14 protein-coding genes are annotated in these 13,554 nt (G+C 42.9%); 3 read left to right on the top strand and 11 right to left on the bottom strand.

What is annotated here, in order from left to right; translation table 11 throughout:
• Window positions 1–22: 22 nt before the first annotated feature.
• Both O3664_RS02045 and zapA read right to left on the bottom strand, forming a co-directional pair.
• Window positions 23–571: a CvpA family protein gene (locus O3664_RS02045; protein ID WP_000624513.1), complete on the bottom strand. Its 549-nt coding sequence runs from the start codon at window positions 569–571 to the stop codon at window positions 23–25.
• Window positions 568–870, bottom strand: a complete 303-nt coding sequence (gene zapA, locus O3664_RS02040; protein ID WP_084947990.1) for a cell division protein ZapA — start codon at window positions 868–870, stop codon at window positions 568–570. Before zapA ends, O3664_RS02045 begins: the two co-directional genes overlap by 4 nt.
• Before the next feature lie 86 nt (window positions 871–956).
• Here zapA and rnhC point away from each other — a divergent pair, with 86 nt between their 5' ends.
• From rnhC to O3664_RS02025, 3 genes are all read left to right on the top strand, one after another.
• Window positions 957–1,838 carry a ribonuclease HIII gene (rnhC, locus tag O3664_RS02035; protein ID WP_229294511.1) on the top strand — a complete coding sequence of 294 codons (882 nt, stop codon included), beginning with the start codon at window positions 957–959 and terminating at the stop codon, window positions 1,836–1,838.
• A 3-nt stretch (window positions 1,839–1,841) separates the two neighbouring features.
• Window positions 1,842–2,456, top strand: coding sequence for a signal peptidase I (lepB, locus tag O3664_RS02030; protein ID WP_229294510.1), 615 nt, complete (start codon window positions 1,842–1,844; stop codon window positions 2,454–2,456).
• 280 nt (window positions 2,457–2,736) lie between these two features.
• Entirely contained in the window at window positions 2,737–5,103 is a 2,367-nt protein-coding gene (locus O3664_RS02025; RefSeq protein WP_371613565.1) for an ATP-dependent RecD-like DNA helicase, read from the top strand.
• A 152-nt stretch (window positions 5,104–5,255) separates the two neighbouring features.
• On the opposite strand, the gene tig is transcribed toward O3664_RS02025, so the two are convergent.
• The 9 genes from tig to mvk all read right to left on the bottom strand — a co-directional run bounded on the left by tig (window position 5,256) and on the right by mvk (window position 13,504).
• Complete coding sequence (gene tig, locus O3664_RS02020; RefSeq protein WP_153209186.1) at window positions 5,256–6,539, bottom strand: trigger factor; 1,284 nt, start codon at window positions 6,537–6,539, stop codon at window positions 5,256–5,258.
• A 92-nt stretch (window positions 6,540–6,631) separates the two neighbouring features.
• On the bottom strand, window positions 6,632–7,288 hold the full coding sequence (locus tag O3664_RS02015) for a DNA alkylation repair protein (protein ID WP_371613564.1): 657 nt from the start codon (window positions 7,286–7,288) through the stop codon (window positions 6,632–6,634).
• The gene (locus O3664_RS02010) at window positions 7,289–7,921 is read right to left on the bottom strand and encodes a response regulator transcription factor (RefSeq protein ID WP_049551122.1); all 633 of its coding nucleotides are present in this window, start codon (window positions 7,919–7,921) and stop codon (window positions 7,289–7,291) included.
• Between the two features lie 10 nt (window positions 7,922–7,931).
• Window positions 7,932–8,930 (bottom strand): sensor histidine kinase, encoded by a 999-nt coding sequence (locus tag O3664_RS02005; protein ID WP_049551123.1) that lies wholly within the window; start codon window positions 8,928–8,930, stop codon window positions 7,932–7,934.
• On the bottom strand, window positions 8,927–9,625 hold the full coding sequence (gene liaF, locus O3664_RS02000; RefSeq protein ID WP_049551124.1) for a cell wall-active antibiotics response protein LiaF: 699 nt from the start codon (window positions 9,623–9,625) through the stop codon (window positions 8,927–8,929). The genes O3664_RS02005 and liaF overlap by 4 nt, the downstream gene beginning before the upstream one ends.
• 77 nt (window positions 9,626–9,702) lie before the next feature.
• Window positions 9,703–10,713 carry a type 2 isopentenyl-diphosphate Delta-isomerase gene (gene fni, locus O3664_RS01995; protein WP_000210642.1) on the bottom strand — a complete coding sequence of 337 codons (1,011 nt, stop codon included), beginning with the start codon at window positions 10,711–10,713 and terminating at the stop codon, window positions 9,703–9,705.
• The gene (locus tag O3664_RS01990; protein ID WP_371613563.1) at window positions 10,697–11,704 is read right to left on the bottom strand and encodes a phosphomevalonate kinase; all 1,008 of its coding nucleotides are present in this window, start codon (window positions 11,702–11,704) and stop codon (window positions 10,697–10,699) included. Before O3664_RS01990 ends, fni begins: the two co-directional genes overlap by 17 nt.
• Complete coding sequence (gene mvaD / locus O3664_RS01985) at window positions 11,691–12,644, bottom strand: diphosphomevalonate decarboxylase (RefSeq protein WP_371613562.1); 954 nt, start codon at window positions 12,642–12,644, stop codon at window positions 11,691–11,693. Before mvaD ends, O3664_RS01990 begins: the two co-directional genes overlap by 14 nt.
• Complete coding sequence (gene mvk, locus O3664_RS01980; RefSeq protein WP_371613561.1) at window positions 12,626–13,504, bottom strand: mevalonate kinase; 879 nt, start codon at window positions 13,502–13,504, stop codon at window positions 12,626–12,628. Before mvk ends, mvaD begins: the two co-directional genes overlap by 19 nt.
• Window positions 13,505–13,554: the final 50 nt, after the last annotated feature.

Raw genomic sequence — 13,554 nt, 5'->3', positions numbered from 1 at the left:
GCTAGGAAAACTCCTGCCCTTTTTATCCGATTAAATTTGTCACCCAGATTTGTTTGAGCCAACTGGTTGTTACTGGTATGCTCTGGATGATGTGTTTTGCGACGATACTCTTTTCAAGAGGATTTTGTATAGCTGCCATGGGAATGGTCGCCAAGATGGTCAAGGCCATTTGCAAGACAAATAAGGTCACCAACATAGACAAGATACCTGCTGAAACTTGGAACAACTTGCCACCCAGTTTTTTACTAGGAATCAAGTGTAAGAGGAGACCAAGCAAACGACCGATGCTATAAACTATCCCAAATACAAGCAAGTAGCCGATCCCTGCGTAAAAGACCTTATCCAGCTGAAAGAGTTGATCCGATGGGAAAAAGAAAGTCCCCTGACCTTCCTGCGGATTTGCATAAGGGAGCAATAAATGGAATTGCTCTCCAAGTCCCTTATAAAACTGGCCAGCCACAAAAGCCGATGCCATGGCTGAAATCAGGTAATAGACCTGTAAGAGCAGGCCTCTCCGATAGCCGATATAAAATCCCCAAGCCAAGACCAAAAGAAGAAGGAGTGAAATCATAAGGAATCCTCAATCTTGCTTTGCTCTTGCTTACAAGTCACAAGTTTGTGACGGAGTTCTTCTAATTCTTGCTCCTTATCGTCAAATTCAATCTCACGGCTGAGTTGAGTTGACAAACAGTTGACTGCCAACAAAAGAGCGATTGTTTCATCATCTGCACTAGGCATTTGTTCTTTAATTGCTTGATATTTTTCTGTCGCAACCTTAGCGATTTCCTCCATAAAGAGGTTATCATGCTCGGTTATCAAGGTTACTGATTTTTTCCCGAATGTAAATTTGAATCGATTTAGATTTGCCATAAAATTCACCTCACGATATTATACCAAAATTCGCTAACTTTGTCAGTTTTTACAAATTTGCCTGCTTTTGTGGTACAATAGAAACTATGGCAAGTATAACACTCACACCAAGTGAAAAGGAGATTCAGGCTTTTCTTGAACACTATCAAAGCAGTCTGGCTCCTAGTAAGAATCCCTATATCCGCTACTTTTTGAAACTACCTCAGGCAACGGCTTCTATCTATACTTCTGGAAAGGTCTTACTTCAGGGTGAAGGGGCTGAGAAATACGCTAGTTTCTTTGGCTATCAAGTTGTAGAGCAAACCAGCGGACAAAATCTACCTTTGATTGGGACAGATGAGGTGGGAAATGGTTCCTACTTTGGTGGACTTGCAGTTGTGGCTTCTTTTGTCACACCTGACCAGCATGACTTCTTGCGAAAACTCGGTGTGGGAGATTCTAAGACTCTGACGGACCAAAAAATTCGTCAGCTTGCTCCTATTCTCAAGGAAAAAATCCAGCATCAGGCACTGCTGCTCTCACCAAGCAAGTACAACGAAGTCATTGGAGACCGCTACAATGCTGTTTCGGTTAAGGTTGCCCTCCATAATCAGGCTATCTATCTCCTCCTTCAAAAAGGGCTTCAGCCTGAGAAAATTGTGATTGATGCCTTTACCAGTGCTAAAAATTATGACAAGTACTTGGCACAAGAGGCCAATCGTTTCAGCAATCCTATCAGCTTAGAAGAAAAGGCTGAGGGAAAATACTTGGCTGTCGCAGTTTCTTCCATCATTGCGCGTGATCTCTTTCTAGAAAATCTTGAAAATCTAGGACGAGAGCTGGGCTATCAACTTCCAAGTGGAGCTGGAACGGCTTCTGATAAGGTGGCTAGCCAGATTTTGCAAGCCTATGGTATGCAGGGACTCAACTTCTGCGCCAAATTGCACTTTAAAAATACTGAAAAAGCGAAAAAACGCTTAGAAAGGTAAGTTATGAATTCATTTAAAAATTTCTTAAAAGAGTGGGGATTGTTCCTCCTAATTCTGTCATTACTAGCTTTAAGTCGTATCTTTTTTTGGAGCAATGTTCGCGTAGAAGGGCATTCCATGGATCCTACCCTAGCGGATGGCGAAATCCTCTTTGTTGTCAAACACCTCCCTATTGACCGATTTGATATCGTGGTGGCCCATGAGGAAGATGGCAATAAGGACATCGTCAAGCGCGTGATCGGAATGCCTGGCGACACCATCCGTTACGAAAACGATAAACTTTACATCAATGATAAAGAGACGAACGAACCTTACCTAGCAGACTACATCAAACGTTTCAAGGATGACAAACTCCAAAGCACCTACTCAGGCAAGGGATTTGAAGGAAATAAAGGAACTTTCTTTAGAAGTATCGCTCAAAAAGCTCAAGCCTTCACAGTTGATGTCAACTACAACACCAACTTTAGCTTTACTGTTCCAGAAGGAGAATACCTTCTCCTCGGAGATGACCGCCTGGTTTCTAGCGACAGCCGCCACGTAGGTACCTTCAAAGCAAAAGATATCACAGGGGAAGCTAAATTCCGCTTCTGGCCAATCACCCGTATCGGAACATTTTAAGAGACCTAAGAGGCCGAGAATCAAGAATCTCAGCCTCTTCTTCTATCGTAAGAAGATGATTATTCACTATCCAGTTTGATTAAGATAGAAACAAAGTTATACTCAATGAAAATCAAAGAGCAAACTAGGAAGCTAGCCGCAGGTTGCTCAAAGCACAGCTTTGAGGTTGTAGATAGAACTGACGAAGTCAGTAACATATATACGGCAAGGCGAAGCTGACGTGGTTTGAATTTGATTTTCGAAGAGTATTAACTCTCACCTATTCATGCAAAGGAATTTTATGGAAGTTTATTTTTCAGGAACCATTGAACGGATTATTTTTGAAAATCCCAGCAATTTTTATCGCATCCTCCTCCTAGAAATCGAAGATACGGACGCAGAGGATTTTAATGATTTTGAAATCATTGTCACGGGCACTATGGCTGATGTGATTGAGGGAGAAGACTATACATTTTGGGGGCAAATTGTCCAGCACTCCAAGTATGGGGAGCAACTGCAAATCAGCCGATATGAACGCGCAAAACCAACTAGCAAGGGATTGGTCAAGTACTTTTCAAGTAGCCATTTCAAGGGGATTGGTCTCAAGACTGCTCAGAAAATCGTGGATACCTATGGCGACAATACCATTGACGAAATTCTGCAACACCCAGAAAAGCTAGAAGGCATTGCAGGACTATCTGCCAAAAATCGCGAGGCTTTCGTCTCCACTCTCCGTCTCAACTACGGAACGGAGATGGTTTTGGCCAAACTAGCCAACTACGGTATTCCCAATAAACTAGCCTTTCAAATTCAAGACTTTTACAAGGAAGAAACCCTTAATGTGGTTGAAAATTATCCCTACCAATTGGTTGAGGATATCAAGGGCTTGGGCTTTACCATTGCTGACCAATTAGCGGAAGAACTAGGTATCGAAAGTCAGGCTCCTGAACGCTTTCGTGCCGGTCTAGTACATAGTCTTTTTCAGGCCTGTATGGAAACAGGGGACACCTATGTTGAAGCACGGGATTTGCTAGAACAAACCCTTACTCTCCTTGAATCTTCCCGCCCCGTGGAACTGGACCCCAGCCAAGTGGCCCAAGAGCTCTCCTACCTGATTGAAGAAGACAAGGTTCAGCAGATTGATACCAAAATTTTTGACAACAGCCTCTTTTTCGCTGAGGAAGGCATCCGCAGTCACTTGGTTCGTATCCTTGAAAAAGGAAAACAGAAGAGTCATGATTTAGAAACCATTCAAAAACATATCACTACTGTAGAGGAAGATCTGGGAATCCACTATGATAGAATTCAAAAACAAGCCATCTGTGATGCTATCCAGAACAAGGTCTTTATCCTGACAGGTGGACCTGGTACTGGTAAGACAACTGTTATCAATGGGATCATCGCTGTTTATGCCCTTTTAGAAGGACTTGACCTCAAGAAAAAAAGCAATTTGCCCATTCTTCTTGCTGCTCCAACTGGTCGAGCTGCTCGACGTATGAATGAATTGACAGGCTTGCCTAGCGCGACCATACACCGTCATTTAGGAATGACAGGTGACGATGATACCAGTCATCTGGAAGATTATCTGGATGCTGACTTTATCATCGTGGATGAATTTTCCATGGTGGATACTTGGCTGGCCAATCAACTCTTCTCCAACATCTCTTCTAACAGTAAAATCCTCATCGTAGGCGACAGCGACCAGTTGCCTTCTGTCAGTCCTGGACAGGTTCTAGCGGATCTGCTTCATATTCCCTTGATTCCTCAGACTCGCTTGGAAAAAATTTACCGGCAAAGCGAAGAATCAACCATCGTCACCCTAGCTAGTCAGATTCGACAGGGTATCTTGCCAGCTGATTTCACCCAGAAAAAAGCAGACCGTTCCTACTTTGAAATTGCTAGTGGCCATATTCCTGCTACCATTGAAAAGATCTTAGGCGCTGCCCTCAGAAGTGGCATCCCTGCCCGTGATATCCAAGTTCTGGCTCCCATGTACCGAGGAACTGCAGGGATTGATGCTATCAATCAGCTCATGCAAGACCTCCTTAACCCACCACAAAAAGACCAACTTAGTTTTGAAGCTCCCCAGTGCCATTATCGTAAGGGCGACAAGGTCATTCATTTAGTCAACGATGCTGAAATTAATGTCTTTAATGGAGATTTGGGAGCTATCACAGACCTGATTCCTGGTAAATATACCGAGTCTAAACAAGACGAGATTGTCATTGATTTTGATGGCAATGAAGTCTCTTACCCGCGTAACGAATGGTACAAGATCCGCTTGGCCTATGCCATGAGCATCCATAAGTCCCAGGGAAGTGAGTTTCCTGTTGTTATCCTGCCTATCACCAGTGCTAGCAAGCGTATGCTGGAGCGCAATCTCATCTATACAGCCATTACACGCGCCAAAAGCAAGATTATCTTATTAGGCGAATTACAGGCCTTTGATTATGCTACCCAACATATCGGAACTGCCCGAAAAACCTATCTGATTAAACGCTTCAGTGATTTATTGGAGAATGTTGAAGAAAAGCAACCAGCTGTCTCTGAAACTGCCACATCAAGTATCTCTGAACAATCCTACATCCTAACCGAAGAAAACTGGGACAGCATCCCAGCCATGATTGGAATTACAGACGCAAACCTCAAAGAGATTTTTGGAAAATAGTGCATAAGAAAACCCACCAATTCAGGTGGGATTTTTGTTTATTAATACTCAATGAAAATCAAAGAGCAAACTAGGAAGCTAGCCGCAAGCTGTACTTGAGTACGGTAAGGCGACGCTGACGTGGTTTGAAGAGATTTTCGAAGAGTATAAGATTATTTAACTGTTGCTGTGCTTGTAATCAACTCAACAGCTTTTTTGATTGTGATATCATGTTTCAACATATCAGCTGAAAGCAAGCTTTGTACTTGTGCAACTTCCATGTTGTAATCTGCAGCCAATTGCTCGATTTCTTTTTGGATTTCTTCTTCTGAAGCGTCAAACCCTTCAGCTTTGGCAACTGCTTCGATAACAAGGTTAGTCTTAGTACGTGACTCAGCTTCTCCCTCGTATTGTTTGTGAAGGTCTTCTTGAGTAGTTCCTGTGATTTGGAAGTACATGTCAGGGTTGATACCTTGACGTTGCAAGTTTCCAAGGAATTCATTTACTGAACGGTGAACTTCTTCGTGGATCATTTCTTCTGGAAGTTCTACGATTTCAGCGTTTTCTACAGCTTTATCAATTGCTGCACCTTCAACTGCATCTTTGTAAGCTTCTTCTTTAGCAGCAGCCAATTCATTACGGTATTTTTCTTTCAATTCAGCAAGTGTTTCAACTTCTTCGTCGATGTCTTTTGCAAGCTCATCGTCAAGAGCTGGAACTTCTTTAGCTTTTACTTCGTGGATAGTTGTTACGAATTTAGCTTCTTTACCTGCAAGATCTTCTGCTTGGTAGTCTTCTGGGAATGTTACGATAACATCAACAGTTTCGCCAGCTGAGTGACCTACCAATTGGTCTTCGAAACCAGGGATGAATTGACCTGAACCAAGTCCAAGTGAGAAGTTTTCACCTTTTCCGCCATCAAATTCAACACCGTCGATAGAACCAACGAAGTCGATGACAACAGTATCACCGTTTTCAGCAGCAGCTTCTTTGATAACCAATTCAGCCAAGTTGTTGCGTTCGCGTTCGATACGCTCTTCAACGTCAGCGTCTGTTACTTCTTTTTCTAGATCAACTGATACTTCAAGGTTTTTGTAGTCACCCAATTTTACTTCAGGTTTTGTAACGACTTCAGCAGTAATAACCCAGTCTTGACCTTTTTCCATTGAAGTTACATCAATTTTTGGTTGTGCAACGACTTCAAGACCAGCTTCTTTTACAGCTGCTTCATAAGCGTTTGGTAAAAGAGCGTTCATAACGTCTTGGTAAAGTGACTCTTCACCAAATTTTTTGTCGAAGATAGGACGTGGAAGGTGACCTTTACGGAAACCTGGAACATTAAGAGATTTCTTCACTGAGTTGAAGACACGGTCCAATTCTGGTTTGATTTGGTCTTGAGAGATAGTGAAAGTCAAGACACCACGGTTTGTTTCTTTGTTTTCAAATGATACAGACATTCTGTCATTTCTCCTTAAAATTTTTTAAATACAGTCTATTATAACATAAATGGACGACTTTTTTCAAGTAATGAATGCGCTCTTCAATCACTCTAGAGGTACTTGCTCGCTTCTTTGATGCTAAGGTCAGCCATTCTTTCCTTGTTTTTCTCAATGAAGCCTGCTACCCAAGTTGGATTGGTTTTGGAGTAGTCTCTTAGAGCCCAGCCAATGGCTTTATTGATAAAGAATTCTGTTTGATTCAAATTATGAAGCAGAATCTTTTCCAGTAATTGAACATTGGTCTTCTCTTTTCTTAACAACTGGTGGTCAATAGCGACTCGTCTCAGCCAGATATTGTATGACAAGCTCCATTGGAGGATTATTTTTTCCAGTTCCGGCTTGTCATACACCAAACTCCCTACTACTCGATCTAGGATATCTACGGTATCCCACCAGGATTTTGTGACGACTAACCGCTCAAGCTTAGGTAAATCGTTCTCCGTTAGATAAGACTGCATTGCTTTCAAATAATTAGCAGCCACATATTGGTATTCTCTAGGCTCCTTTCTCCAGCAAGTATCTACAAAATTCCAGTCGATAATCTTTGTTTTTTTCGCTTTTGGAAAGTATTTTTTATAGAGTGCATTTCTTTCAGGAGCCGCAATACCTAGGAAGAAAAATTGATGGCGCATATAGGCTTCCATAGGCCCTGCCTTTTTTGAATCTTTTGCTGCTTCTATCTCAACAAGTAAATCTGTTAGACTCATCTAAAACTCCTCATGCCCCACCAAGTGGTGCTGAAAGGCATAGACAGCCGCCTGAGTGCGATCGCTGACCTCAAGTTTGGCTAGGATATTGGACACATGGGTCTTAACCGTCTTGAGAGAGATAAAAAGTTCATCTGCGATACGCTGATTTTCGTAGCCCTTGGCGATGAGTTGGAGAACATCTCGCTCACGCGCAGTCAGATCCTCATGTAGTTCTATGTGATTGCGGTGGTATTCGACCTTTTTGCTGACCTCTTGCTCAATGGCCAACTCCCCAGCAGCCACCTTACGGACAGCATGGAGCAGTTCGTCGGCACTAGAAGTCTTAAGCATATAGCCACGAGCACCTGCATCTAAGACGGGCATGATTTTTTCATTGTCCAAATAAGAGCTCACAATCAAAATCTTGGCTTCAGGCCATTCTTTGAGGATAGCCAAGGTCGCATCAATTCCATTTATCTCAGGCATAACGATATCCATGACAATGACATCTGGACGCAGTTTCAAGGCCAAGTCAATACCTTGAGACCCGTTTGCCGCCTCGCCCACAACTTCTACATCGTCTTGGAGGTCAAAGTAACTTTTCAAGCCCAATCGGACCATTTCATGGTCATCTACTAGTAAAATTTTCATCTCTACTCCTTTATGATTCCTTACCTAACAAGGGAATACGGATATCAACTGCCAGTCCTTGCTTGGGAGCTGTTAATAACTGAACCGTCCCTGCCATATCTTCGACCCGCTCCTTGATATTACGAAGTCCATAACTCAAGTCGTCTAAGCTCCCCAACTGGAAACCAATCCCATTATCCACCACCTTCAGCTGCAATTCAACATCCGTCTGATAGAGATAGACATCCAAACAAGAGGCCTGGGCATGGCGGAGGGTATTGCTGATCAACTCCTGCAAGATGCGGAAGATATGCTCCTCGATTTTCTTGGGCAATTTCGTCACATTTTGCTTGAAACTAACCTTGAGATCGCTCTTGTCCTCAAGCTCTTTTAAGAGGATTTGAATTCCCTCAACCAGACTCTTCTGCTCCAGTTCAACTGGTCGCAAATGCAAGAGCAAGACTCTCAAGTCCTTCTGGGCTGTTTCAAGGATGGCTGTGACGCTCTGCAACTGGGTCTGCATCTTTTCTCTATCCAATTTCAAAGACTGCTGGCTGACACCTGACAAAATCATGTGGGCCGCAAACAACTCCTGACTGACTGTATCGTGCAAATCCCGAGCAATCCGCTTCCGTTCTTTCTCGATGATTTCCTCTTCCTGAGCAAGACTCTGATTTTCTGCTTTTTGAAGAGCTTCTGTCAAAAGATTAAGTTTACCTGACAAGGACTTGAAACTGGCATCCAAATCTGGATCTGCAAGCCGAATCACTTCTTGTCCTGCTAATAAACGCTTGAGATTAGACTGCATTTTTCTTAGAGAAAGCTCTTCGATAGCTCTCCAAAACAGGGCTAAGAGAAAGGTCATGGACATGCTGAATACCAACAACAAAAAGATAAATTTTTCTGTTTTTTCGACATCATGTAAGAAAATAGACCAGTCAAAGTCAAGGATGTCCAGCAAGCTGTGGGACAGAAATAAGACAAACAGGATGGAGGTGAGGGCAATGATTACATAAGCTTGTTTTTTCATCCTCTGACCACCTCCACATCGCCAATCATAGTGGTCAAGAGAATCTTGACGCTCTTGTTACTCTTGAGATAATCTCTCGTTTCTTGATGATAGTGTTCATTACGTAGAGCTCGCTTTGGATGATTAAAAAAAGTCAAATCCCCATAGAGACAGTTAACACTGAGACTAACTTCTACATCTACGGGCACAATGATTTTGGTCGTACCTACCATCTTTCTGAGGATAATGACATTATCGTGATTGGTTAGGATTACCCTCTCCAGATGAATAGTGTCTTTACCCATGAGGCGAAAAATATTGATATCATCAAATTGGCAAGTCTGGTAACTTGAAAAATGATGGAGATTACCAAACCAACGATTTTTCTCCTTCTTAACCGTCACCACATCTTCAAACACCAAATTGGTCTGATCTTTTTCCTGATTCATCATCGGGTAAAGAAGAAATAGACTGTATATAACCGCAACAAAAATAGCTAGAATCACAAAAGGATTGAGCATGACGATGAAAAAGAAGAGAATGGTTGCCACCACCAAAAGAAGGTTATTGCCCTCTTTACCAGTGTAATAGCGAATCAAAAGCAAAAAGAGGAATAAAATCAGCAGAAAACGCGAAAAATGCTCTGAAACCATCAAAATCAGAGCTCCTGTCAAAAGACAGGCTTCGATAAATAAAAAGATTTTAAATTTTCTCATAGGTTCATCCTCTCCCTTCTATTTTATCACACTTCAAAAAAGTCACCTCAGTCTGAGGATGGAAAAAAAGGCGGTGGTTACGCCTTTTTCATCTGATTCTTTGCTTCTTTTAATTTTCCATAAAGAAGATAGTCTACTTTTTGCAAATCTGCTATGGTGGCACAATTAAGGGCACACATGATCAAACGCAGATCGTCTTTCCAGCCTTGGACAATGCCAATCACTTCTTCAACTGTGTAGGTTTCAACCAATTCTAGAACTGTTCGAGAGAGTCCTACAGCCTTAGCACCAAAGACCAAACACTTAATCATATCCAGCGGATTGCGAACACCTCCACTAACTAAGAGTTCAGCCTTGTCTTTCCAGTCTTGGGCATTGATAAGGGCCTGCATGGTAGATTGCCCCCATTGATTGAGGTAATCACGTTGCCCACTGCGGCGATTTTCAATATAGGCAAAACTGGTACCACCACGACCTGACAGGTCAAAGGTTCGAACGCCCAATTCATAGGCTCTCTCGATGGTCTTGGCATCCATTCCAAAGCCCACTTCCTTGAGGACAATAGGAACAGGGATTTGTTTGCTGTAGTCTGCTAGATGCGATTGCCAGCTTCTAAACTTCCTTTCTCCCTCGGGCATGAGTAATTCCTGCATGACATTGACGTGCACTTGTAAAAGTAAGGGATTCATCTCCGTCACAGTCTGCAAACCAAGTTCAACCGGCTTATCCAATCCAATATTGGTTCCAAGAAGGAGATTTGGATGATCATACTTGACAGAAAAAGAGTCATCTGCTGGATCTTTGAGGGCTGCGCTATAAGAGCCCGTCACAAACAAAATTTCACAGGCTTCCGCCACCTGAGCTAGTTTTTGATTGATTTCTCTTCCCTTATCGCTTCCACCCGTCATAGCATTGATATAAAAAGGAAAGTCCCACTTTCGACCAGCAAATTCTGTCGACAGATCGATTTCATCTAGATCGTAAAGAGGCAAGGAAGAATGAATCAACTCCACCTCATCAAAGCTATTATAGGAACTTTTCTGCTCAAGGGCATAGCGGATGTGCTCATCCTTACGATTTGTCGTCATGTCCTATCCTTTCTTGGTATAAGAGCTCAATCCCCAGATCGGCCCAACGATTTTTTAGGGTTTCAGTTGATTGCTCATCAAAACTCAAGGCAATACCACAATCACCACCACCAGCGCCACTACTCTTGGCAACAGCCTGCAAATCTTGACTGGCTTCTTTCAACTGTCTAAGCGAAGGCGTGTAAATATCTACGCTCAAGCCTTCTAAAAGTTGACTGGCCACTTCTACTTGCTCGATAATTTTTTCAACTTTCCCCTGCTCCAAGGCTTCTACCAAAGAAACCACCGTTTCTTTTGAGGAACTTAAAAAATTCTGATTGATATTTTGCTTGATTTGTTGAACCATATCACTAGATACAGCCACTTCCTTGGTCCATCCCACTAAGAAATCACATTCTAGGGCTGGTTGCACTTGTGAAATTGAAAATCCCCAATCACGTTCCAAAACTGTCGCCAACTTTTCTTCTTCCAACCAAGTTGCTACCTGCTGGCGATCAAATGACTGGTAGAGAACCAAATCCTCTGCCACAATACAGGCAATGTCCCCCATAGAACCATTGTCTCCGCGCTTGAGCAAGACAGCACTGGCCATCTTGAACAAGAGATCCTGATCAACCGAAAGATTATACAGAGCCAACAGAGCCTTGATGACCAAAACAACAACGCTACCGCTAGAACCTAGACCAAACTTTTTCCCTTCTCTTTCCATTTTTCCTCGGATTTCCAAAGAAAAAGGTTGCAAGGTCTGTCCACGATAAACGAGGAAATCTTCCACTAAAGCAATCGTTTCTTGAATCAAGCTATAGTCAGGATTTGGTGTCAAATCCACTGCGAAATCAAACATATCCGAATAAATACGGTAACTATCAGAAAAAGCAATCTCCCCCTTCATATAGATGGGAATAGCCTTTATCAAGGCCAACTGCCCAGGCTCTAAAATAGCATATTCGCCTGCCCAATAGAGTTTTCCGCAAGTTTTAACAGCAATCATCTTGGCTCAAATCCTTTGTTTTTGACACAATCAAGCGATAACGTTGACCGAAGATTTCTGATAAATGCTCCAAGTCTTTCTCTTGACAGAGGACTTTGACATTGGGACCAGCATCCATGGTAAAGTAGCAAGCTTCTCCTTGCTCACGAAGCTGGCGGACAAAGTCCATGGCTTCATAGCTTGCATCCGTCAGATAAGAAAAGGCTGGTGATGCTGTTTTGGTCGTAGCGTGCATAGCCAGAGCATTTTCCTCCGTTAACTCCCCAACCTTGGCAAAGTCATTTTCCTTGAGATAAACCAGCATATCCTGATAGTCTTTCTCAGACTGACGGACCCAGTCATCAAAGGTCGTCGATGTCTCCACACAAAGTTTCATCCCATCACGACTAGAGATTGGTTTTTTCTTATCCTCTAGCACCAACATAATCATAGCTAGTTTCAAGTCTGTCTCTACAGGGTAAATTTCCCCGCTATCCTTGTCCCAGGCACCAAGTGGTCCATAAAAACTCCGAGAAGAAGATCCTGAGGCAAACTTAGCCTCCTGTGCCAACTGGCTCCGAGTCAATCCAAGCTTGAAATAAGCATTACAAGCCTTGACCAAGGCAGACAAACCGCTAGAACTTGAGGATAGGCCCGCTGCCGTAGGCATATTGTTTTGAGTATCGATACGGACAAAACCTTCTCCAACTGGGCGGTAGCGGTCGATTATTTTGCTCATCTTAGCATGCTCCGCCTCATTTTGTAGCTGACCATTGATGTAAAATTCATCAGCCGTTACATTGGCTGGTAAAGGCGACAAGGTCGTCTCCGTATACATATTCTCCAAAGTCAGAGAGATACTGCTAGTAGCAGGCACCATCTCTTTTTCTTTTTTCTTTCCCCAATATTTGATAATAGCAATATTTGCGTAGGAACGTACTGTTACAGGCTCTCTATCCATATCTGAACAGCTCCTTTCTCTTCTAATCTTTCTACTAGTTCTTGTGCGTGTGGCAAATTGGGTGCCAAGGCTATGATACAGCCTCCAAGCCCACCACCGCTCATCTTGGCACCCAGAGCTCCATGTTTAAGAGCCGTTTCAACCAAAGAATCTGCCTCAGGACTACTAACACCAATTTCTTTTAAATGCAAATGCGCTTGACTAAGGATTTGTCCCAGCCCTTCAGCATCTTTTCGTGAAATCGCTTCTTCTGCCTGCCGAGTCAATTCTCCCAAGGCATGCAAAAACGGTAAGGCATCCTTGCCCTTGCTTTGAACCACTTGGATGGCTTCACGAGTATGGCCATAAACACCCGTATCAGCAATCACCAAATAGGCAGATAAATCCATCTCAAGCTCTGTAAATCCTACATTCTTAATAAATCGAATAGGCTGGTCACTGAGACAGGTCTTAGCATCCAAACCACTAGGATTCATATGGGCAATCATTTCAGCCCGATTGACCAAGACTTCTAGTACATCATGAGGCAGTTCTGCCTGATAGTAGTCAAATACCGCACGAATGGCCGCTATGCTGATAGCAGCTGACGAACCCATTCCCCGTTTTTCAGGGATAGCCGAGTCAATCTCACAGCGAATGCAGGCTTCTGTGATATCTAAATACTCCAGTGAAGCATAAACTGCCATGGACAAGGTATCTTCCTCATAGAGGCGCCAAGGACTCTCTGCAGGAACTACCTTACAAGTCACCTCCACCTCCAAAAGAGGCAGGGAAATGGCAGGATAACCGTAAACGACCGCATGCTCCCCTATTAAAATTATCTTACTATGTGCCTGACCGACACCAACTTTTTTTGTCATGTTATCCTTTTACTAGACGGAAAGACCGTCTTATTTTTCACACAAGTATT

Source organism: Streptococcus sp. 27098_8_109 (assembly GCF_041432295.1).
Lineage (GTDB): Bacteria > Bacillota > Bacilli > Lactobacillales > Streptococcaceae > Streptococcus.
This window is presented reverse-complemented; position numbering and strand designations above follow the sequence as displayed.